18 protein-coding genes are annotated in these 21,851 nt (G+C 73.1%); 7 read left to right on the forward strand and 11 right to left on the reverse strand.

Annotated elements, in window-relative coordinates; translation table 11 throughout:
• The 3 genes from AN218_RS36700 to AN218_RS13855 all read left to right on the forward strand — a co-directional run.
• The coding region (locus tag AN218_RS36700; protein WP_476755961.1) for a mannosyltransferase YkcB-related protein at positions 1-625 on the forward strand (625 nt) is incomplete at its 5' end.
• Positions 626-831: 206 nt separating this feature from the next.
• Entirely contained in the window at positions 832-1,176 is a 345-nt protein-coding gene (locus AN218_RS13850) for a VOC family protein (protein ID WP_070017147.1), read from the forward strand.
• A 176-nt stretch (positions 1,177-1,352) separates the two neighbouring features.
• A complete protein-coding gene (locus AN218_RS13855) occupies positions 1,353-2,147 on the forward strand; it encodes an SDR family NAD(P)-dependent oxidoreductase (protein ID WP_070017148.1) in 795 nt (264 codons plus the stop codon).
• Positions 2,148-2,159: 12 nt separating this feature from the next.
• On the opposite strand, the gene AN218_RS13860 is transcribed toward AN218_RS13855, so the two are convergent.
• From AN218_RS13860 to AN218_RS13910, 11 genes are all read right to left on the reverse strand, one after another.
• A complete protein-coding gene (locus AN218_RS13860) occupies positions 2,160-3,419 on the reverse strand; it encodes an ATP-grasp domain-containing protein (protein ID WP_070017149.1) in 1,260 nt (419 codons plus the stop codon).
• Positions 3,416-4,420, reverse strand: a complete 1,005-nt coding sequence (locus AN218_RS13865) for a prephenate dehydrogenase dimerization domain-containing protein (RefSeq protein ID WP_171908678.1) — start codon at positions 4,418-4,420, stop codon at positions 3,416-3,418. The genes AN218_RS13860 and AN218_RS13865 overlap by 4 nt, the downstream gene beginning before the upstream one ends.
• Entirely contained in the window at positions 4,417-6,633 is a 2,217-nt protein-coding gene (gene pabB / locus AN218_RS13870) for an aminodeoxychorismate synthase component I (protein ID WP_070017151.1), read from the reverse strand. The genes AN218_RS13865 and pabB overlap by 4 nt, the downstream gene beginning before the upstream one ends.
• On the reverse strand, positions 6,630-6,965 hold the full coding sequence (locus AN218_RS13875; protein WP_070017152.1) for a chorismate mutase: 336 nt from the start codon (positions 6,963-6,965) through the stop codon (positions 6,630-6,632). Before AN218_RS13875 ends, pabB begins: the two co-directional genes overlap by 4 nt.
• Positions 6,962-8,233, reverse strand: a complete 1,272-nt coding sequence (locus tag AN218_RS13880) for a phenylacetate--CoA ligase family protein (protein ID WP_070017153.1) — start codon at positions 8,231-8,233, stop codon at positions 6,962-6,964. The genes AN218_RS13875 and AN218_RS13880 overlap by 4 nt, the downstream gene beginning before the upstream one ends.
• Entirely contained in the window at positions 8,230-9,483 is a 1,254-nt protein-coding gene (locus AN218_RS13885; RefSeq protein WP_070017154.1) for an ATP-grasp domain-containing protein, read from the reverse strand. The genes AN218_RS13880 and AN218_RS13885 overlap by 4 nt, the downstream gene beginning before the upstream one ends.
• On the reverse strand, positions 9,480-10,838 hold the full coding sequence (locus AN218_RS13890; protein ID WP_171908679.1) for an MFS transporter: 1,359 nt from the start codon (positions 10,836-10,838) through the stop codon (positions 9,480-9,482). Before AN218_RS13890 ends, AN218_RS13885 begins: the two co-directional genes overlap by 4 nt.
• On the reverse strand, positions 10,831-12,123 hold the full coding sequence (locus AN218_RS13895; RefSeq protein WP_070017155.1) for an aminotransferase class I/II-fold pyridoxal phosphate-dependent enzyme: 1,293 nt from the start codon (positions 12,121-12,123) through the stop codon (positions 10,831-10,833). Before AN218_RS13895 ends, AN218_RS13890 begins: the two co-directional genes overlap by 8 nt.
• On the reverse strand, positions 12,120-12,977 hold the full coding sequence (locus tag AN218_RS13900) for a N5-glutamine methyltransferase family protein (RefSeq protein ID WP_070017156.1): 858 nt from the start codon (positions 12,975-12,977) through the stop codon (positions 12,120-12,122). The genes AN218_RS13895 and AN218_RS13900 overlap by 4 nt, the downstream gene beginning before the upstream one ends.
• Entirely contained in the window at positions 12,965-14,410 is a 1,446-nt protein-coding gene (locus AN218_RS13905) for an NAD(P)/FAD-dependent oxidoreductase (RefSeq protein WP_070017157.1), read from the reverse strand. Before AN218_RS13905 ends, AN218_RS13900 begins: the two co-directional genes overlap by 13 nt.
• An 89-nt stretch (positions 14,411-14,499) precedes the next feature.
• Positions 14,500-15,735: a 3-deoxy-7-phosphoheptulonate synthase gene (locus tag AN218_RS13910; RefSeq protein WP_216311764.1), complete on the reverse strand. Its 1,236-nt coding sequence runs from the start codon at positions 15,733-15,735 to the stop codon at positions 14,500-14,502.
• Between the two features lie 109 nt (positions 15,736-15,844).
• On the opposite strand from AN218_RS13910, the gene AN218_RS13915 reads away from it, so the two are divergent.
• From AN218_RS13915 to AN218_RS38235, 4 genes are all read left to right on the forward strand, one after another.
• A complete protein-coding gene (locus tag AN218_RS13915) occupies positions 15,845-16,459 on the forward strand; it encodes a GNAT family N-acetyltransferase (protein ID WP_070017158.1) in 615 nt (204 codons plus the stop codon).
• Between the two features lie 83 nt (positions 16,460-16,542).
• Positions 16,543-19,782, forward strand: coding sequence for an amidohydrolase family protein (locus tag AN218_RS13920; RefSeq protein ID WP_079132153.1), 3,240 nt, complete (start codon positions 16,543-16,545; stop codon positions 19,780-19,782).
• A gap of 281 nt (positions 19,783-20,063) precedes the next feature.
• The gene (locus tag AN218_RS13925) at positions 20,064-20,339 is read left to right on the forward strand and encodes a hypothetical protein (RefSeq protein WP_070017160.1); all 276 of its coding nucleotides are present in this window, start codon (positions 20,064-20,066) and stop codon (positions 20,337-20,339) included.
• 107 nt (positions 20,340-20,446) lie between these two features.
• The coding region (locus AN218_RS38235) for a heavy metal translocating P-type ATPase (RefSeq protein WP_244900450.1) at positions 20,447-21,851 on the forward strand (1,405 nt) is incomplete at its 3' end.

Raw genomic sequence — 21,851 nt, forward strand, 5'->3', positions numbered from 1 at the left:
AGGGCCGGGCGCCCAAGGCGGTCAGGGCGGACCCGGCGGCGGTCCCGGCGCGCCCGGCGCACCCGGTGGCCAGGGCAAGCAGAACGGCCAGGCGGGGCAGGGCGGCCAGGCAGGACAGGGCGGTCAAGGCGGTCAGGGACAGCAGGACGGCCAGACCGGGAAGGGCCGACCGCAACAGGGCTTTCCCGGGGGCTTTCCCGGCGGGGGCTTTCCCGGCGGCGAACGCGGAGGGATGCCCGGGGGCGGCGGCCCCATGGGCGGACTGCTCAACGGCAGCCGTGTCAGCAAGGCCCTCAAGGCCGAACTGACCGACCACGCGGACGACTTCACCTGGGCCGCCGCCACCGTCGGCGCGATGAACGGAGCGAGCTACCAACTCGCCGCCGAGCGGCCGGTGATGTCCATCGGCGGCTTCAACGGCACCGATCCCGCACCGACGGTGGCGCAGTTCAAGAAGTACGTGAAGGACGGACGCATCCACTACTTCATCGGCGGGGACTCCCGCGGCGGCCCGGGCGGCGGACGGGACGGCGCCGGGTCCGACATCCAGAAGTGGGTCAAGAAGCACTACACGAAGGAGACGATCGGCGGGACCACCCTGTACGACCTGACCAAGGCGAAGTAGCGCCCGGCGGCGCCTACTTCACGCCCTGCGGCCCGTACCGCTCGGTGACCGGGACAGGGCCCGACCGGTCCGCACCTGTCGACGTCGACGGGCTCCGCGCCCCCGGCCTTCAGGTGCAGACCGGGACGCCCGCGGCGGAGACGGGAGTCGCACAGGCCGCGACCGCGGCCGGGCATAGATCGCGCGTCCATGTCGTTGTCCCCGCCATGTCCAACATCACCGGCGTGCTCGCCCGGGTCTTCGTCGACGACCTCGACGACGCGCTCGTGCTCTACCGCAGCCTGGCCGGCGGGGCGGAGCCCGTCCGATTCCGGTTCCGCTCGGTCGAGTTGGCGCGGGTCGGACCGTTCCTGCTGCTCAGCGGTGACACGGAGGCGTACCGGGACCGGGTGGCCACGCTGCTCGTACGCGATCTGCGCCCCGTGATCGACGACGTCGAGCGCACCGGGGGCCACGTCGTCGAAGGTCCGTCACCGGCACCGAACGGGCGCCGACTCATCGCGCGCCACGCCGACGGCGCCCTCTTCGAGTACATCGAGGAGAGTCCGTGACGGACCGACGGGCCGCCGCACCGACCGGCTGACGGACTGACGGCTTCCGGCGCGCGCACCGCCAACTCCGGGTCCGGCCCGGGGAGTTGTACGGAAGATCACCGGTGGCCGCCGACCGGTACGCTCGACCCCCTCCACCCCATTCGTCCCATCCACCCCGTATGAGGAGACATCACGTGCTCATCGACCTCTCCGGCCGCACCGCACTCGTGACCGGTTCCACCCAGGGCATCGGCTACGCCATCGCCGCGGGACTGGCCAGAGCGGGCGCCCGGGTGGCGGTCAACGGGCGCCGACAGGAGTCCGTCGACGCCGCCGTCGCGCGGCTGCGCGAGGAGACGGGAAGCGGCTCCCTCGTCGCCGCGCCCGGCGACATCACCACCGAGGAGGGCGCCCGCCGGGTCGCCGCGGCCGCCCCGGAGGCCGGCATCCTCGTCAACAACCTGGGCGTCTTCGGCCCGACTCCGGCGCTGGAGATCACCGAGGACGAGTGGCGCCGCTACTTCGAGGTGAACGTGCTGGCCGCCGTCCGCATGATCCGCGCGTATCTGCCCGGCATGAAGGAGCGCTCCTGGGGCCGGATCCTGAACATCGCCAGCGACTCGGCCGTGGTGATCCCCGCCGAGATGATCCACTACGGCATGTCCAAGACGGCGCTCCTCGGGGTCTCCCGCGGCTTCGCCAAGGACGCCGCGGGCACCGGCGTCACCGTCAACTCGGTGATCGCCGGGCCCACGCACACCGGTGGCGTCGAGGACTTCGTGTACGAGCTCGTCGACCGTGACCTGCCCTGGGACGAGGCCCAGCGCCGGTTCATGATCGAGCACCGGCCCCAGTCGCTGCTGCAACGGCTCATCGAGCCCGAGGAGATCGCGAACATGGTCGTCTACCTCAGCTCTCCCCTGGCGTCGGCGACGACGGGCGGGGCGCTGCGGGTGGACGGCGGGTACGTCGACTCCATCCTTCCCTGAGTCCCGGTCCCGTCAGAGCGTCGCGCCGAGATCCGTGAGGGCCGTGTCCAGGTCCGAGGCCGCCGCCACCGCGGCGGCGGCCGACCGGGCCGCTTCCAGCGCCTCCTGAGCCGACGTGCCGCTCGCCCGCACCTTGAACACCCGGTCGTCGGAGGAGGACAGCGGCCGCACCGGGTCGCCCTCCTTGCGCAGAGCGGTGACCGCCACATGCTCGTGGTCGCGTACGGACGCGGGCACCGTCAGCCCGGCGAACTTGCCCTCCGTACGGGCGCCCCCGAACCACACGGCGCGGTACGGGCGTTCGGGCCGCTCCCCCGCCAGCGTGGCCCGTACGTCCTTCATCACCCGGGCGCCCAGGATCTGGTCCGGCTGCACCACGTCGAGGTCGACCCCGGTCGCCTCGTGCGCCATCAGCCAGATGTCGTCGCCGCCGACCCGTGCATGGGTCTCGATGGGCATCGGGCCGTCCGGGCCGAGCACCACCTCGGTGTGGCTGGGCCCGAACTGGAGGCCCACGGCGTCCAGTACGGACACGGCGCAGCGCTCGACGGCCTCCCGGTCCTCGTCCGGGAGCGGGGCGGGCAGCACATGGCCCAGCTCCACGAGCGTGCGCGGGTCGGAGTACTTGCGGGTGACGGCCAGGACAACGTGCTCGCCGCCCTCCGAGAACCCCTCGACGCTGTACTGCGGCCCCGACACGAAGTGCTCCAGCAGCACTCCGCTCCCGTCGGCCGACGCCTCCCGGTAGGCGGCCTCGGCCTCCTCCTCGGCGCGCACCACGACGGCGCCCGCGCTGCCGGTGCCCACCACGGGCTTCGCCACACACGGAACTCCCAGTTCCCGCACGGTGGTTCGGGCCGCGTCCGCGTCGTGCACCAGCCGGTGCGGCACGGGGTAGAGCCCGCGCCGGTCCAGCTCCTCCCGCATCGACCGCTTGTCCCGGACCATGCCGACCGTCTCCGGGCGGTGGAAGTGCACCCCCGTCCCCTCGAACGCGGCGGCGGCCTCGCACGCGAGGTGGTCGACGAGGGCGGCGGCGTGGGTGAAGGGCCGGGTGGCGTGCACGGCGTGGACCGCGCGGGACCACTCCTGCGCGGTGGCGTCGTCAGCGAGCGCGACGACGGCACGGGCGTGCTCGATGCCGTCGCAGCCCGCCATCCGGGACCGCTGGACGAAGGCCGTGATGTGGACGTCCTCGCCGAGCAGCGCCCGCGCGCGTGCCGGCAGGTCGAAGAGGTCGCCGAAGACGGCGAGATGATGGAGCGGCTTCACTTCTCTCCTCGTTCCCCCGGCTTCTCCGGGTGTGACTCCCCCGGCTGCCCCGGGCGTTCGGACGGGCCCTGAAGGCGGGCGAACACGGCCTGGCACTCCTCGGCGCCCGTCTGCGCGTACGTCCCCAGGCGCCGGGCGGCGGTGGCGAGGTCTGCGCGGAACGCCTCCGCGTCGCCCTCGGTCACCGTCGTGTCGAGACGGGCCAGCGCCTCGGCCAACTCGCCCCGGCGCGCGCCGCCTTCGGCGTTGGCCCGCTGGATGTCCCAGTAGATCTCGGGCGGTGCGGCCAGGATGCGGGAGGCCAGCGCCACGAGGGTGCGTGCGGGAGGCGGGGCGATCCGCATCAGCGTGCCCAGGTCGAGCGGGGAGCCGGCGAGCGCGCCGAGGAAGCCGAGGACGGCCGCGTGCGGAAGCGCCTGGAGGTAGGACATCGCCGAGTCGTGTGCGTCCGGGGCCAGTTCGGTCACCACCATGCCCCCTTCCGCCAGCCGTTCGCGCAGCAGCGTCAGCTCCGCCTCCGCCCTGACGCCCACGCCCGCGCCCGTACTCCCGTGCCCGTCCGCATCCGCATCCGCATCCGCGTCCGGTGCGACGAGTACGACGGGACGCCCCTCGGAGGGCAGCACGGGCGAGAACATCGGGTTGACGCCGAGGACTTGCTGAGGCACCGCCTCGGCCGCGGCCCGCTCGAAGACGGGACGCTGCACCGAGCATGTCGTGACGACGACGGCGTCCCGCGCCGCCGACCCGGCCAGCCACGGCAGACAGTCCGCGGCGGCCTCCTCCGGCAGCGCGAGCACCACCGCGTCGGCGGCGGCGACCGCCTTGCGCAGCGCAGGTCCGGGGGCGCGCACGTCCTCGCAGTGGTCCACGTCCCCGTCCAGGTCGGCGGTGGTCACCTCGTCGGTGGCGCGCAGCAGTCGCTCCCGGTACCAGCGGCCGACGACGCCCGCGGCGCCGAGGACCACGACGCGGCGCGGACCGCCCGGCTCCGCGCTCACACGTCCCCCCGCCATCCGCGCAGCGCGTAGTGGGGCACGCTCGCCTTGACGAGGATCTCCTCGAACTCCTCCTCCGGGTCCGACTTGGCGGTGATCGCGCCGCCCACCCCGAAGGTCGCGGAGCCGTCGCGTACGACGGCCGTACGTATCACGATGTTCAGGTCCAGCGCGCCCGAGAAGGACAGCCAGCCCAGGGCGCCGGAGTAGATGCCCCGCGGGGCGTCCTCCAGTTCGTCGATGATCTCCATCGTGCGCTTCTTGGGCGCGCCCGTCATCGATCCGCCGGGGAAGCACGCCCGTACCGCCGACAGCGCGGACTGCCTCCAGCGGAGCCGGCCGCGGATCGTGGAGACGAGCTGGTGGACGGAGGAGTAGCTCTCCAGCGCGAAGGCGTGCGGGACATGGACGCTGCCCGGTTCGCAGACGGCGTTCAGATCGTGGCGCACGAGGTCCACGATCATCAGGTTCTCGGCGCGGTCCTTCTCCGAGCCGAGCAGGGAGCGCTGCAACTCCTCGTCCTCGGCGGTGGTGGCGCCCCGGGGTCTGGTGCCCTTGATGGGACGGGACTCCACGATGCGCGACTCGTCGACGCGCAGGAACGTCTCCGGGGAGGAGCAGAGCACCTCGACGTCACCGGCGCGCAGATAGGCGCCGGCGGGGACCGAACTGACCGAGCGCATCCGCTCGTACGCGGGCAGGCCCTCGCCGACTCCGGGCAGACGGGCCCGGTTGGTCAGGCACACCTCGTAGCTCTCGCCGTCGGTGATGAGGCGCTGGGACTCCTTGATCTTGGTGAGGTAGTCCTCGCGTCCGTCGCGCAGATCGAGCAGATGCTCCTCTACCGGGCCGGGGGCGAAGGCCGTCGTGGTGACGGGGGCGGCGAGTTCGGACGCCGGGGGCGCCGCGGGCACGGCGGGAGCGGTGGGCACCGTCGGGACGGGGAGGCCGGCGGGCTCCGTGCCGCGCGGGGCGTCCGCCGCCGCGCCGCCCTTCCCGGCTTGACCGGCCAGCCCGGCCTGACCGGACGTGCCCGCCCGTCCGTCCTCCTCGTCGACGGCGACCAGGCGGCAGTCCAGAAGCGTCCCGCTGTGGTGGTCGAAGACGGAGAACTCACGGGTGTGCAGGAAGTACGCCTCGGGTTCGCCGGAGCGGTGCCGCTCGTCCGCGCCGGTGAGCGCCTTGAGTTCGTACCCGAACCAGCCGACGAGACCGCCCTTGAAGGACAGCGGCCAGTCGGCCGGCGCCTCCACCTCCACGGCCTCCGTGATCTCTTCGAGCAGCGTGAAGACGTCGCCGGCGACCTCCTCGCTGCCCTCCGTCCCGAGCAGGGTGAGACGGCGGCCGGTCAGGTCGTAACGCAGCGCCACCGCGCCGGAGTCGCCCCAGGCGCCCATCAACGAGTAGCGGGAGCCGGGCTGTTCGCTGCCCTCGGAGTCGAGCCAGAAGGCGTGCGGACGGTCCGCGTACCGCTCGCGGAAGACCGCCGCCGGAGCCTCCGGGTCCGGTACGGCGCGGGCCTCCAGCCGCATCCGGAGGGCGCCGCCCGCCCGTTGGAAGGCGCGTACGGACGGCGGCTGCGCGGACTCCGCGTCCGCGGCGCCGTCGGCGGCGGCCTCCGGGGTGGCCGGGGCCCCGCTGCGGTGACGCTGCGCGAGGGCGAGGAAGTTGGTGAGGACGCCGTGCCCGCCCTGGGACTCGATGGACTCCGGGTGGAACTGCACGCCCCACAGCGGACGGGAGCGGTGCGCGACCGCCATCACCAGTCCGTCGCCGGTCCACGCCGAGCACTCCAGCTCGTCGGGGAGGCCGGTGCTGACCAGCGAGTGGTAGCGCACCACGGGCAGGTCCTGCGGCAGCCCCGCGAACAGGCCGGTGCCCCGGTGGGTGATCGTGTCGACGATGCCGTGCGCCGGGGCGGGCGCGTGCACCGTACGGGCGCCGAAGTGCTCGGCGATGCCCTGGTGTCCCAGGCAGACGCCGAGGATCGGCAGCGCGCTGCGGGCGACGACCTCGCGGCAGACCCCGAAGTCGGCCGCGCGGGAGGGGCGTCCGGGGCCGGGCGAGAGCACGACCGCCTCACAGGAGGCGAGCGGCAGATGCTCGTAGGCCACGGTGTTGGGCACGACGGTGGGCTGTGTGCCGGTCACCTCGTACAGGTACTGCGCGATGTTCCGGGTGAACGAGTCGAAATTGTCGATGACCAGGACCTTCACCGGTCGCTCCCCTCACCGAGCTTCGCCATCAGAACGTCCTCCTGCACACAGGTCTCCGCCACGATCCGTTCGAAGAGGTCACCGAGGTACTCCTCCGGAAGGCCGTGGTCCGCCGCAAATCGGCGGGCCCGGCCCACGACCAGACCGACCCGGGACGGCTGCATCATCGGGATGCCGTGCTCGGCCTTGAGCCGTGCGATCTCCAGGCATGTTTCCATCCGCTGCGCGATGAGGCCCAGGATCTGCTCGTCGCCGGCGTCGAGACGGTCGCGCAGCGGGGCCAGTACGTCGTCCTCCGCGCCGCTCGCGGCGGGCTCTTCCTGTTCGGTCATGGATGTTCCCCCTCGTTCCAGAAGAAGGGCGCTTTCGCCCGGGTGGTCATGCGCGGCGCCGCTTCGGCGTCGACCTCCATGCCGGAGAACCGTGCGGAGCAGGTGACTTTGCGCAGCGTCTGATGGCCGCTGAGGGCGGCCAGGGCGCGGTCGGCGGCGATGCCGCGCAGGGCGGTGCCGCGCAGGGTGAGCCGGACGAGGCCGTCGCGGGTCTCGGACGCCACCTGGTACGCCGCTTCCGCGGGCAGGCCCAGCGGCCGCAGCGCCTCGTCGAACATCGACCTCGTCACGAGCGTCCCGTCGAGGTTCGCGGAGACGTCGTCGCGGGCGCCGATCCGCAGGATCCGCGCGGCCGATCCGCAGGCGCAGTCGGACGGGCGGAGCGTGGCGTTGTCGCCGACGAGATAGCGGACGAGTGCGGTGCCGGTGTCCGCGAGGACGGTCACGGCCAGCGCGCCGGGAGTGCCGTCGGGCAGGCGCCGTCCGTCCTCGTCGACGACCTCGGCGAGGACGAGGTCCTCGTGGACGTGGTGGTCGGTGCCGGTCAGCTCCGCGCACTGGTGGCCCACGGGGCCGGTCTCGGTGGTGCTGTAGGCGAACGAGCGGATGCGCACGCCGTGTTGAGCGAGCCGCTCGGCGGTCGCAGGAGTCATCCGGTCGCCGAGGTAGAAGAGCGTACGGAGTCCGGACAGGGCCTCGGGGGCCTGCGCCCACAGCCGTTCGACGAAGCCGGGCAGGCTGACCATGGCGTGCACGCCGAGGTCGGCGACCAACTCCGCGAGATGGTGCGCGGGCAGCGTCGTGCCGGCGGGCAGCACCGCGGCGCCGCGCCGGGCGAGCACCGCGTCGGCGAAGCCGAAGCCGCCGAAGAGGTCACCGGGAGCAAGGGCGTTGACGACGAACGGGTTCTCGCCCAGTCCGTCCCAGCACACGCCGCGGGCGCCGAGCGCCTCGACCCGTTCGTTGAACGCCCGGTCGTGCAGCAGCGTCCGAACCCGGCCCGACGAGCCGCTGGAGCGCAGCACCAGCCGGGTGTCGCCGACGGTGATGCGGTGCGGCGCGTCGGGGCGCGATCCCCACTCCGCGACGTGCTCCCGCGTCATCAGCGGCGCGTCCTGGAGCCCGTCCGGCGTGAGGTGCTCCGCGTACGGGCGTACGGCGGTGCAGGTCCGCGATGCGGCGACGGCCTCCCGCATCAGGGCGAGGTTCGCGGCCTGTGCCGCGAGGAGGGCGGACCGGTCCCCCGTGAGCTGGTCGAGAAGTCTCAACTCTCCTCCATCCGGAGCCTGATGAGCCGCCGGGCTTCATCCGCGGCCGACTGCGCCGCGTGGACGTCGGGGCCGAGGGCGACGATCTCGCCCAGCCGCTCCCAGCTCGCGGCGGCGGGACGGACCTCGTCGCCCTCGCCCACCCATGTCTCCACCGCGTGCACGCCGGGCAGGGCCCGCGCCTCGGCCAGGCCCTCGACGGCGGCGATCCGGCCCGGCGAGTCCGCCACCAGGTAGGACTTGACGGCCGCGGCGGCCCGCGCAGGCACCGCCTCGGGCAGGGGCAGCCCCGTGAAATGGGCGAGCATGTCGGTCTCGACGTCGCGGCCGGTGACGAGGCAGACCAGCGCGGGAATGCCGTCGCCGCCGGTGCGGGCGTGCGACTCCACGAGGTGGATGCCCTTCTCGCCCGCGATCAGCTCAGTGTGCGCGGGGCCTTCGCGCAGTCCGACGTGGTCGAGGAAGGCGGTCACCCGGGAGACGAGTTCGGCGCGCAGCCCGTCGTCGAGTGCGGCGGGCACGATGTGTCCGGTCTCGACGAACGCGCCGTCGATGACCTTGCGGACGACCGCACGGACCTCGTGCCGCCCAGCGTGGGAGAAGGTCTCGACGCTGAACTCCTCGCCGTCCGCGAAGGGTTCGACGAGATAGCCGGAGACGGGCAGCACCTCGTGGTAGCGGTGCTCGTTGCGCAGCGAGCCGCACACCCGCTCCCATGCGGCGTCGACCTGCTCCGGGCCGTCGACCTTGACCACGCCCAGGCTCGCCGAGCCGTCGGTGGGCTTGAGGATCAGGGGGTATCCGGCGCGTGCGGCGACCGCGAGGATGTCCTCGACGGACCGCGCCCGGGCCCAGGCCGAGGCCAACTCCTCGCTGCCGTCGAGGACTTCGTGCGTACGGGCCTTGTCGCGCAGCAGCGCGGAGACGCCGTCGCCCGGTGCCGTCAGGCCCAGGTCGAGCGCGATGGCCTCGGCACCGGCGCAGGCCGGCTCGTGGTTGCTGACCACTCCGGCGAAGCCGAACTCGCGGTGCAGTCCGCGGGCCAGCTCCACCAGCCCGCGCACGTCCGGCAGTTCGGCCTGAACCGAGCGCAGACACAGCTCCGCCAGGGACGGGTCGGTCATGGTCGGCGCCTGGATATGGACGACGTCGAGCCCGAGGGCCCTGGCCTTGTCGATGACCCTGCGGCTCGCGCTGAGCAGCAGAAGCACCGGGCGGTCCCCGGCTGCGGCTCCGCTCCCGGCGCTCACAGCGCGTTCTCCCGTACGAGCGGGGAGCGGCGGGCGACGGCGACGCACAGCGGCATCGCGAGGCTCGCCGCCAGGAAGACGCCGCCGAGTATCAGCCAGCCCCAGATCCCGTGGTAGAGGAGCAGCCAGGTCAGCAGCAGCGGTCCGACGGCCTCGGCCACGGTCGTCCCCATGCCGAAGAAGCCCTGGTACTGCCCGTACCGTCCGTCCGGCACCAGCCGGAAGCTGATCTCGTTCATGCTGGAGGTCTGCCGCAGTTCGCCGAAGGTGAGCACGGTGACCGCGCACAGCAGCAGCCCGGCCGCGGCCCAGGGTCCCGAGGGCAGCCCGGAGAGCGAGTACAGCGCCATGCCCAGGAAGAGCAGCACGCCGCCCGTGCGCAGGACGCGCAGTCCCGCGTCGATGTCGGTGACCCGCTTGGAGACGCGGTACTGGAGGAGGACGACCAGCGCCGTGTTGACGACGAAGACGGCGGCGACGGTCCACGCCGGTGCCTGCGTCCCCTTGGTGATCCACAGCGGCAGCGCCACGTCGATCAGCGGGACGTGCAGCGTCAGCAGCATGTTGAGGACGCCGACGGCGACATAGCCGCCGTCCCGGAAGACGCGGAACGGCGAGCCGGAGATCTCCCCGGGGACGCCGCCCTCGTCGGACTTCCCCGCGGTCTTCCCGTCGGTCGCGGCGTCGGCCTTCTCGCCGGCCGTGCCGTCCGCGGCGGCGGACCCCGCCGCGGCTCGCGTCGCGGGCACCCGCAGCAGCAGCGCGGCGGCCAGGAAGAACGTCGCCGCGTCGAGGGCGAACGCCAGGCGGTAGGCGCCGGCCGTGTCGACGGCGATCACGAGTCCGCCCAGCGCGGCGCCGAGCGCGAGCCCGGCGTTGGCCGTGGAGATCAGCACGGCGCGGACGCGCGTGACCTGACCCGGCGGGAACGTACGCGCCACCACCGCGGCCCGCGAGGACTGGGCGCCCTGGGTGCACACGGCCAGCAGGCTGGCGGTGACGAAGAAGACCACGACGTTGGACGTCACCAGATACACGGCGATCGAGGCGCCGGCCAGGCCCAGCATCCACATCGCCACCGAGCGGGACTCGAAGCGGTCCGCGAGGTGCCCGACGGGGACGCTGACGGCCATCGCGACCAGCCAGGAGGCGGTGAGCGCGGCGCCGTAGACGAACGGCGTGAGTCCCACGACGCGCGTGAAGTACAGCGCCGCGCACACATAGAAGAGGCCGTCGCCGAGGTAGGTGACGAAGTGGGAGACGGCGATGGGCCGCACCTCACGCCCCAGCTTCTCCGCGTCGCGCGGCGGGGCGGGAGGCTGCTCCGCCGGTCCGGCCGGTGGCGCCTCAGTCACTCTCGCCCCGCTGCCGCTCCGGTCCGTCCTGCGGGCCCGTACCGCTGCCGTAGCCGCCGATCTCCTCCAACGTGGAGGCCAACAGGGCGAGTTCGTCGTCGGTGTGCAGCGACGACAGCGCGAACCGGAGCAGCGAACTGCCCTGCGGGACGGTCGGATAGAACGCGGGCAGCATGATGATCCCGCGCTCCTTCAGCAGCCGTACGGTGCGCAGCCCGTCCTCCTCGGTGCCGAAGACCGCGCCGCGGATCGGCGAGCGGAGCCCGGAGTTGGCGAGCTTGCCGCCGGTGAGCGCGTCGAGGCGGGCGGCGTTCTCCCACAGCCGGTCCTGGAGCGTGCCGATCTCCGGCGAGAGATGGATCCGGGCGGCGGCGACGTTCGCGGCCATCATCGGCACCATCACCGAGTGCCCGAAGACCAGAGGGTTGGCGAGCTTCCGTACGACGGCGACGTCCTCCGGCGAGGCGGCGAGCAGGAAACCGCCCGAGCCGCCGAAGCCCTTGGAGAGCGAACCGGCCAGGACGACGTTGCCCGGCAGCGCTCCGCCGAGGGCGTCGAAGGCGTATCCGCAGCCCGAGCGGCCGTCGATGGAGATGCCGTGCGCGTCGTCGACGTAGAGATAGCCGCCGGCTGCGGCGGCCAGTTCGGCCAGTTCCGCGACGGGGATCAGTCCGTTCATCGAACCGACGCCGTCCACCAGGACGATCGGCGTACGGCCAGCGGCGCGGACCTCGGCCAGCGCGGCGTCCGCCGAGGCCGGATCCTCCGAGCGGAATCTGCTGACCGGCCCGAACTGCTCGAAGATTCCCCGCAGTACCTGCATGGAGGCGTGCGCGGTGCGGTCCACCAGGAAGTGCGGCTCGCCCGCGACCGGATAGCTCGGCAGCGACCCCGAGGCCAGCAGCGGCAGCACACCGAGGTGGACGTTGCTGGTGGAGGTGAAGACGCAGGGCGCGGCGCCCGGGTAGATCCGCGCCAGCAGCTCTTCCAGCTCCGGCAGATACGAGGGGCGCATCCGGTTCCGCGACGAGGAGAGATGCACGCCGAACATCCGGGTCGCGGAGACCACGGCCTCGGACAGGTCCGGGTGCGACTCCAGCCCCAGATAGGAGCAGGAGACGAACTCGGTGGCGGTGGAGCCGTCCTGGAGCTTCACCAGCTTGCCCTCGCGGGCGATCACGGTGTGCCCGGTCAGGCCCTCGGCGAAGCACTGGTCCAGGGCGGTGGACGTACGGTCGCGGCGGGCGGCCAGCCAGTTCGGGCGTGCCGTGGTGGGGGCGCTCATGAGGTCTCTCCTCGGCCGGTGAACCGTGCCACCGTGATCCTCGGTTCGCCGGCGGTGTCGGCGAAGGTGCTGATGTCCGTGAACGGGCCGTCCGCCAGGGTCTGTTGGACGGCGTCGGGCTGCGCCCTGTCGTGTTCCAGCGCGAGACGGCCGTCCGGTCTCAGCACCTCGGCCGCGAGCACGGCGATGCGCCGGATGAGGTCGAGCCCGTCCTCGCCGCTGTAGAGGGCGGCGCTCGGCTGGTGGTCGGCCCACTCGGGCAGCAGCCGGATGTGCGGGGCGACGTACGGCGGGTTGGCCACCACGAGATCGGTGACGCCGCGGTGTGCGGCCAGGCAGTCCGGCTCGGTGAGGTCGGCGGCCCGTACCTGGACGCTGCCGAGTACGTCGGCGTGGCGGGCGGCGTTCCTGCGCAGATACTGCACGGCGGTGTCGTCGCGTTCGACGCAGACGACCTCGGCGTCGCCGCGGCGGGCCGAGAGCGCCAGCCCCAGCGCGCCGACGCCGGAGCACAGGTCGAGCACCCGCCCGCCGTGCGGCAGCGTCTTCTCGCCCGCGGCCCACTCCACGAGCGGAGTGCTCTCCTCACGGGGGACGAACACCCCGCTGCCCACGAGGAGTTCGAGCCCGTCGAAGGTGACGGAGCCGGTGATGTGCCCCAGCGGGATGCGGGCGCACCGCTCGGTGACGGCCGCCTCGAACCGGGCGAGGGACCGCTCCGGCCGCCGTCCGCCCAGGAAGCGGTCGGCCAGGGCCGCCACGTCGCCCTCGACGTCCCACACTCCCGCCTCGGTCAGCCGGGCACGGGCCTGCTCGACGGCCCGTGCCTCCTCGGCGGCGGTCACCGTGCCCATGCGTCGTAGTAGCGGGTGAGGGTCTCGCGGATCTCGCCCGTCATCGCCGCGACCAGTTCGGCGGGCGGGGTGAAGTCGGGGTGCAGCTCCTCCACGAGGGCGCTGTAGAAGCGGCGCAGATGGCGCTCCATGCGCGGCGGCCACTCGGGGGTGACGTTCCACTTGTACTCGTAGCCGGTGGCCATCATGTGCTCGACGGCCGTGGTCACGACCTGCTCGCGGGTGGCGCCGCTGAGCGGGGCGCGTACGGGCGTGAAGGAGGAGAGGAAGTCGAACCGGCCCTCGCCGCCCTCGATGAGGGTCGCCATGTGCTGGGCGAGCAGCGGCGACTGGTGCAGCCCGTCGCGGTAGGTACCGGTGGCCAGCCACAGGCCGTCGACGCCGCCGGACCCCACGAGCGGGAAGCCGTCCGCGGGCACCGGGCGGTTGCCGACCTGGACGGAGAGCAGCGCGGCCTCGGAGAGGTTGGTGTGCAGTTGGTCAACGGCGCAGCCCAGCAGGAACTGCAGATCGCCGACGGCCGCGAGCTTGCGCGGCTGCGGGGAGATGATGTTGGTCGCGCCCAGGTAGAGCACTCCGTCGGTGCGCGGTACGCAGTGCAGACCGCAGGCGAAGGCGCGGTTGGGGGTGCGGAGCACCGACGACGGAAGCTGCCGGTCCTCGGTCTCGACCAGCGCGGAGACGCCGTAGCCGCTGACCATGGGAGGCATCCGGCGGCGTACGTCGGCCAGTTCGTCCCCGTGCAGCAGGTCGAGGGACCGGGCGCCCGCGGCGACGACGACGTGGTCGGCGTGCAGCACCTCGCCGGAGACGAGTTCGACGCCGGTGACGCGGCCGTTCTCGGTGCGCAGACCGGCGGCCTCGGCGTCGACGATCCGGCCGCCCGCCTTGACGAGGGCCTGGTCGAGCTTGACGAGCAACCGGTGGGAGTCCACGGCGTGTTCACCGGGGATGTACATCCCGCGCAGCGAGCGGGAGAGGTCGTTGGGCTCCATCCAGTCGAGCTCTTCGGGGTCGACCGTCTCATACGGCTCGTCGTACTCCTTGAGCGTGCTCTCGATCGCGCGGAAGTTGCCCGAGTCGACGGGGGCGGAGCCCATCGAGTTGAGCAGGACGAAGGTGCCCTTCGCGCTGAAGAGGGAGTCGGCGTCCCCGGACTGCTCGCTCAGCAGCTCGTCCCACTCCTGCCAGTAGCGGCGGGCGCGGTGGTCCATGTCGAGCTTGGCGCGGCCGTGTTCGCTGGCGAGGAGCGACGTCGTCACCTCGCCGAAGCAGCCGAGCATGGCGCCGGCCGCGGTCGAGGCGGCGTACGGGCGGGTCTCTCGGCCGATGCGTGTGACACGGATGTCACGGCGGCTGAGTTCGAAGGCGATGGAAGCACCGACCGCCCCGTTGCCGACGACGATCACATCCGGCGTCTGCCCTGATGACATGGTTTCTCCTGGTTCCATTCAGGCAAGGAAGTCGCGCCGGCCCGGCACGGCCGTGCGGCCGTGCCGGAGCGGCGTTCGGTGAGTTGCGTTCAGACGCCGACGGCGTCGGCGAAGTGCTCGACGATCTCCATCGCCTGAGCGGGGTTCAGACGCGGATCACACGGCGGCGCATCTGTGCCGGAGTCCGGGGTGCGCCCCGGCAGCGACTCATGGCACTCGCGCACCGCTTCCGGCGTGACCTCCAGATGGAGGCCGCCGGGGTGGCCGCCGTGGCGGCGCACGCTCGTCACGAACGACGAGATCTCCGCCCGCAGATCGGGCAGCAGCCGCAGCTTCTCCCCGTTGTGCGTACGGGTGTTGCCGTGCATGGGGTCGCACTGCCACAGGACCGGCGAACCGGATCCGGCGACGGCGCTCACCAGCGGGTCGAGTCCCCCGGCGGCGGCCGCGGCGGCCCCCGTCCGGGCGATGAGGCTCAACCGGCCCGTCTCATGGCGGGGGTTGAGCGCCCGTACGAGGTCGACGACGTCGCGGTCCGTGGTCCCCGGGCCGAGCTTCACGCCGATCGGGTTGTGCAGCCGGGACGCCCACTGGACGTGCCAGTCCGTCAGCTTCCGGGTGCGCTCGCCGATCCACACCAGATGGCCGCTGCCGGCGTACCGGTGGTCCGCCTCGCGCGTCATCGGCTCCTCGTAGTCCCGCAGCAGGGCCTCGTGGGAGACGAACACCGGGTGTCCGTCGTGCCGTTGCGGGGCGAGGCGGGCGAGGGTCTCCTGCGAGCGTGCGTGGCTCGTCAGCAGACGGCACGGCTCCGGGGCGCGCGCGACGGCCGTCGCCTCCAGCCCGTTGACCGCGTCGCCCCGGTAGACGGGCAGGACCGTGCCGTCCGCGAGACATTCCAGCGGACGGCTCCGCGGCTTGGCGTGCTGGCCCGCCATCCGCGCCACGAGCACCACCGGGCGGCCGGTGCGCTCGGAGAGCCTTCCGGCCAGCTTGCGGTAGAGGGCGCTCCGTGCGTCGACGTGCGCTCCGTCCGCCATCGCGAACGTCTCCGCGCACTCTCCGACGTGCAGCAGATACGCCGCTCCGGACTCCACGCGGGCGAGCAGCTCCCGCAGGGTGCTCACCTCGGACGGCGTCACCAACGCGGGCAGTTCCGCGAGGCGTTCGCGTATCTCGGGCAGCCCCGGATGGTCGCCCCAGGACGGTTGCTGCGCGGCGGCTAACCCCCGTGGGTTGCCGTATGGTTCTGCGGTGTCCGGCGCGCCCGCGCCGGGACTTCTCAGGGGCAGGTCGTCGCCCCCGTGCACACTGCTGTACGCCACGCTTCTCCCCCGTGTGAGCGCCGACTGCCTTGATCGCGCAGCCGCCATGAGCTTAGGTAGCTGGTGATTTCGTGTCAAGTGTGGGAATTTTGACGGGAGTTGTGCAGAAATGGTGACTGAGGACCTGTCGATCACGACAGATCGTCTGGTATTGCGTCTCTTCACCCCGGACGACGTGGACGACATGTACGCGTACCAGGGGCTCGACGAGGTCGCCCGCTATCTGTACCGGCCGCCGCGCACCAGGGAGCGGTGCGCCGAGGTCATCGGGGAGATCGGCGTACCGCCCGCGTGGGAGAAAGACGGGGACTCGCTGACGCTCGCCGTCTGCCGCCGTGAGGAGCCGGGCGTGATCGGCGAGGTCGTCCTGAAGCTGGAGAGCCACTACGCCCGGCAGGCCGAGATCGGCTGGGTCCTCAACCCCGCCTGGGAGGGCCGGGGCTATGCCACCGAGGCGGCACGGGAGATGCGGCGCCTGGCCTTCGAACGCTTCGGCGTGCACCGCCTCTTCGCCCGTATCGACACGGCCAACACCGCCTCGGAACGCCTCTGCGAGCGGCTGGGCATGCGGCGCGAGGCCCACCTGCTGGAGAACGACTGGACGCACGGGGACTGGGGCAGCGAGTACGTCTACGCGCTGCTCGCGCGTGAGGCGGAGCAGGCGGACCGGGCCGCCGAGGCCGGAGGGGACCGGGCCGGGCAGCGGACCGCTCCCGCCGGCTGACCCCCTCTGCGCCGAACTCCGGCCGCCTCCACGGGACTTGCGGCGCCCGCATCTCCGACACCGTCCTCTCAGGAAGGCTCACCGTGACGACAGAAGACGCCCCTCCGGGCGGCGGATCCGGTTCCCAGGGGCCCTCCCGCCGCAGCGTGCTGCACCGGGGCGGGGCCGCCGGGATCGGCGCGCTCGGCTTATCGGCCCTTCCGGGCACCGCCGTTCCGGCCGCGGCCGCCTCCGCCCCCGCCAACGCCACTGCCACCGCTGCTCCCGGCGGACGTGCCGCGGACGACGGCGCCGGGGCCCCGCAGCGCATCGACGTACGGGAGAGCGCCAATCTCTGCGTCGCGCTCTCTCCCGACGGCCGGCACCTGGCCCTCGACGCGCTCAACGTGATCTGGCTGCTGCCCGCGGCGGGCGGCACGGCCCGCCGTCTCACCGACGACGTCCAGGACGCGACCCGGCCGCACTGGTCGCCCGACGGCCGGAGCGTGCTCTTCCAGTCGTACCGTTCGGGCGCGTACGACCTGTGGAGCGTCCGGCCCGACGGCTCCGGGCTGCGGCAGCTCACCGGCGGGCCCGGCCACGACCAGGAGCCGGCGTTCTCCCCCGACGGCCGCCGGATCGCCTTCACTTCGGACCGCGGCAACGCCGGCCGCATCTGGCTGCTGGACACCGCGACGGACACCACGCGCCCCCTCACCGAGGGCGACCGGCAGTGCGGCACCCCGGCCTGGTCCCCCGACGGACGCCGTGTCCTCTACGCCGCGGACGGCTCGATCGAGGCCGCCGACATCCACACCGGCACGACGGAACGCCTCGTCGAGGCCCCGGAGGGCGCCGTGCTCTCCGCCCCCTCCCTCGGCCCCGACGGCAAGCGCCTCGGCTACGTCCGCACCACCGGACCTCGCGCCGAACTCGTCGTCGACGGCGCCGTGGTCTCCGGCGACGAGGACGTCTTCGCCTTCGCGCCGGTCTGGCTCTCCGGCAGCAGACTGCTGTACACGGCCGACGGGCGCATATGGCAGCGCACCCTTCCCGACGGCGAGCCCGAGGACGTGCCCTTCACCGCCTCGGTGACCGTCGCCCGTACCCCCTACCGGCGCCGGACCCGCGATCTGACCTCCCGCCGGCCGCGTACGGTCCTCGGCGTCGCCGACCCCGTGCTCTCGCCGGACGGACGGCAGATCGCCTTCCGCGCGCTCAACTCCCTCTGGCTGCTGCGCATCGGCGGACGTCCGCGGAAGATCGCCGGCGACGGCTACTTCAACTCCGCGCCGGACTGGTCGCCCGACGGCCGCTCCCTCGTCTACGTCAGCGACCGCGCCGGCACCCCGAACCTGTGGACGTACGACGTGTCCGAGGGCACCACGCGGCGGCTGACGGATCTGCCCGACGCACAGCTCGCACCGCGCTGGTCGCCGGACGGCTCGCGCATCGCCTACCAGGACGAGAGCGGCGCGACCTGGGTCCTCAAGGTCGCCGACTCCTCCGTCACCAAGGTGCTCACCGAGCTCTACCAGCCCGGCAGGCCGGCCTGGTCCCCCGACGGGAAGACGCTGGCGCTGGCGGCGGTCAAGCCGTACTCGGCGCGCGGGACGACCGGGCACAACCAGATCCTCACCGTGGACCTGGAGGACGGCGGCATCCGCTACCAGGCGGTCTCCTCCGAGCGTTCGCTCTCCACGCGCAGCGGCGACGGGCCGGTGTGGACGCGTACGGGCGCATACGTGGTGGGCATGGAGAGCCTCGCCTGGCGGGTGCCGGCGGACCGTACGGGCCGCATCACCGGTGCGCCGCGGAAGCTGACGGACGAGGTCACCGACTCGCTGTCGGTCAGCGCCGACGGCGGCACCCTGCTCTATCTCTCCAACGGCAGGCTGCGGACGGTCTCCACCGACGGCGGCGGACGGCCGCGCACCGTCGAGACACATCTGACCTACCGGCGTCCGGCCCCTCCGCGGCAGACGGTCGTGCGCGCCGGTGCGGTCTGGGACGGCCGCGGTGCCCAGATGCGCCACGACGCCGACGTCGTCGTCCGCGACGGGCGGATCACACAGGTCGTGCCCCGTGGATCGGTGCGCGGCGCGAAGGTGATCGACGCGTCCGGGCTGAGCGTCCTGCCGGGGCTGATCGACACCCACAACCACTGGCACTGGCGCGGCCCGCAGTGGGGCGACCGGCAGGGCCGGGCCTGGCTCGCGTACGGCGTCACGACCAGCCGCTCGCCCAGCGACCCCGCGTACCAGATGGCCGAGACCCGGGAGGCGCTGGAGGCGGGCGCCAAGGTCGGGCCGCGCTTTCTCGGTTCGGGCGAGGGCATGGACGGGATGCGCTCCAACCACCAGGTGATGCGGCCCGTCTTCAGCCGTGAGCAGCTCGAACGGGACCTGGAGCGGGCGTTCGCGCTCGAATACGACGTGGTGAAGTCGTACATGAGGCTGCCCGTCGCCTACGAGCGGCACGTCGTGGAGCGGGCCCACGCGCACGGGATCCCGGTGACGTCCCACTATCTCTATCCGGCCGCCGACACCGGCCTGGACGGGATGGAGCACACCGGCGGCGGCAACCGGCTTGGCTACTCCCGTACGCTCAGCGCCGCAGCGGGACGGACGTTCTCCGACTCGGTGGAGCTGCTCGCCGCGAGCGGGATGTGGATGTCCACGACGACCCTCTTCGCCTCCGAACTCTTCCTGGACGACCGGTCGTTGATCGAGGACGAGCGCACGAAGGTGCTGTTCCCGCCGTGGGAGTACGACCGGCTGGTGCAGAAGGCGGAGGACGCGGCGGGTCCGGACAAGGAGCTCAACCACGCCTGGACCGTCGGCGACGTCGACATGCTGCTGCGCGTGCACCGTGCGGGCGGGCTCGTCGTCGCGGGCACGGACGCGGCGCTGGACGACATCGGCATCAGCATCCACCAGAACCTGCGGGCGATGGTGAAGTACGGCTTCACCCCGCGCGAGGCCCTGACCACGGCGACGGGCAACGCCGCCCGCGCCCTCGGCCGGCGGGGCGAGCTGGGGGCGGTCGCTCCGGGGCATCTCGCGGACCTCGTCTGCGTCGAGGGCGATCCGCTGCGCGACATCACGGCGGCGGCGGCCGTACGCCGGGTCATGGTCGGCGGAATCGACCACTCCGTCCCGGAGTTGCTCGCACCGTTCCGTGCGTCGGGCACGCGGAAGGCCATGGAGCGGCAGGAGTCGGGGGCCGGGGCGAGGGCGGCCGTCAACCGCGTACGGTCGGCGGCGCCCGGTGCCGAACCGGACGGGAAGCACTACTGGCACCGGTCCGAATGGCGACACCAGGGCTGCTGCCGGCCGCGCTGACGGCGGGCGCGACGGCACGGGGGCGCGATGACGCGGGGGCGGTGTCCACGACGGCACCGCCCCTCGGCCTGTGCCCCGCTCGTGCCGAACTCGCCGTGCCGCGGCGGCACTTGCGCCCCCTCCACCTCGTACGTGACACAGACCACACGGAACGCCGGGAACCCGGCGGGCCCCGCGTCCGACTGGCTGAGGGAACGCCCGGACATCCGGACGCCGCCGGATCTGCGCCGGTCCGGTACGCGCCGCCGTGCCCCGCGCCGTCCCCGACCACTGGAGCTTCCATGACCGACCCCGCCAGCGACGGTGAGCGGCAGGCCGTCCCGTCCGCGATCCGGCGCATGCTGCCGGCGCCGTCCGTGGCCGGGTTCGCCGTGCTGCTGGCGGTGCTGTTCGCGCTCTCGTACGCGGCCGGGTCGTTCGCCGGTCCCGTGGCGCCCGGAATGCGGCCGGTCCACGGAGGCGAGGACACCCCGCGGACCGGCGAACACGGCGGGATGGACGGGATGAACGGCACGCACGGGCTGAAGGCGCCCTCCCGGCAGGAGGCGGGACGGTGACCGGCGGCGAGCACCCGGGCGTCTCCGCCGGGGACACCGCCGCCGCCTCCGGGAGCGCCGGGGCGGACCGACTGCCGCCCGTCGGCAGTGTGTTGCTCGTCGGCGGCATGAGCTGTGCGGCGTGCGTGGGCCGGATCGAGAAGAAGCTCAACCGGCTGGAGGGTGTCTCCGCCACGGTCAATCTGGCCACCGGCCGGGCCCAGGTCGAGCACCCCGCCGCCCTCCCCGTCGAGAAGCTGATCGCCACGGTGGAGGGCGCGGGCTTCACCGCGAGGCTCCCCGAGCCTCCCGCGCCGCAGTCCGCACCGGAGTCCGCGCAGAAGTCCGGGCCCCCGCCGGGCACGGCCGCCACCGGGACCGGCGGTCGGGAGACGGAACGGCAGGCGTGGAACCGGCTGTCGGTCACGCTGGCCCTGGCCGTGCCCGTCCTCGTGCTGTCGATGGTCCCCGCCTGGCAGTTCCGCAACTGGCAGTGGCTGTGCTTCACGCTGGCGGCGCCCGTCGCGGTCTGGAGCGCCTGGCCGTTCCATCTGCGGGCGCTGCGCGGGCTGCGGCACGGCGAGGCCGCCATGGACACGCTGGTCTCGCTCGGGGTCGCCGCCTCGTTCTCGTGGTCCTGCTTCGCGCTGTTCTGGGGCGGGGCCGGGGTGCCCGGCATGACGATGCCGTTCTCGCTGCTGCCCTCCGCAGGCGGGACCGCGCACGTCTATCTCGAAGCGGCCGTCGCCGTACCGCTGTTCGTCCTCACCGGCCGGATGCTGGAGGGCCGTGCGCGGCGCAGCACGGGGTCCGCGCTGACCTCGCTCGCTCAACTCGCCGCCAAGGACGCCCTGGTACGCGTGGACGGCGAGGAGCGCCGCGTCCCGATCGCAGAACTCCGGGTGGGCGACCGCTTCCTGGTCAGGCCCGGGGAACGGGTCGCCACCGACGGCACCGTCGTCGAGGGCAACTCGGCCCTCGATCTCTCCCTGGTCACCGGCGAGAGCCGCCCGGTGGAGTCGGGGCCGGGCAGCCGGGTCGTCGGCGGTGCGCTCAACTCCGGCGGGATGCTGGTGGTACGGGCGGGCGCCGTCGGCGCGGACACCCAACTGGCGCGTATCACACGGCTGGTGGAGGACGCCCAGACCGGCAAGACCGCGGCGCAGCGGCTGGCCGACGCCGTCGCGGCCGTCTTCGTTCCCGCGGTGCTGACGGTCGCCGTGACCGTGCTCGGTTTCTGGCTGGGCGCCGGGGCCGCGGCGCAGTCCGCCGTGACGGCGGCGGTCGCCGTGCTCGTCGTGGCCTGCCCGTGCGCCCTCGGTCTGGCCACGCCCACCGCGCTGCTGGCCGCCACCGGACGGGGCGCACAGCTCGGCGTCCTGGTCAGCGGGCCGCGCGCCCTGGAGTCCCTGCGCCGTATCGACACCGTCGTACTGGACAAGACCGGCACGCTGACGACGGGACGGATGAGCGTCCTCGACGTGACCGTGGACGGCCGGGACGGGGACCCCGCAGAGTCGCTGCGGCTGGCGG

It is taken from the genome of Streptomyces nanshensis, from assembly GCF_001751255.1.
In the GTDB taxonomy this organism is placed as follows: Bacteria; Actinomycetota; Actinomycetes; order Streptomycetales; family Streptomycetaceae; genus Streptomyces; species Streptomyces nanshensis_A.

Coding starts and splice junctions, on each gene's coding strand:
- AN218_RS13850 (WP_070017147.1), top strand. CDS start 832: ATGTCCAACATCACCGGCGTGCTCGCCCGGGTCTTCGTCGACGACCTC.
- AN218_RS13915 (WP_070017158.1), top strand. CDS start 15,845: ATGGTGACTGAGGACCTGTCGATCACGACAGATCGTCTGGTATTGCGT.
- AN218_RS13905 (WP_070017157.1), bottom strand. CDS start 14,410: ATGTCATCAGGGCAGACGCCGGATGTGATCGTCGTCGGCAACGGGGCG.
- AN218_RS13875 (WP_070017152.1), bottom strand. CDS start 6,965: ATGACCGAACAGGAAGAGCCCGCCGCGAGCGGCGCGGAGGACGACGTA.
- AN218_RS13895 (WP_070017155.1), bottom strand. CDS start 12,123: ATGAGCGCCCCCACCACGGCACGCCCGAACTGGCTGGCCGCCCGCCGC.
- AN218_RS13925 (WP_070017160.1), top strand. CDS start 20,064: ATGACCGACCCCGCCAGCGACGGTGAGCGGCAGGCCGTCCCGTCCGCG.
- AN218_RS13900 (WP_070017156.1), bottom strand. CDS start 12,977: ATGGGCACGGTGACCGCCGCCGAGGAGGCACGGGCCGTCGAGCAGGCC.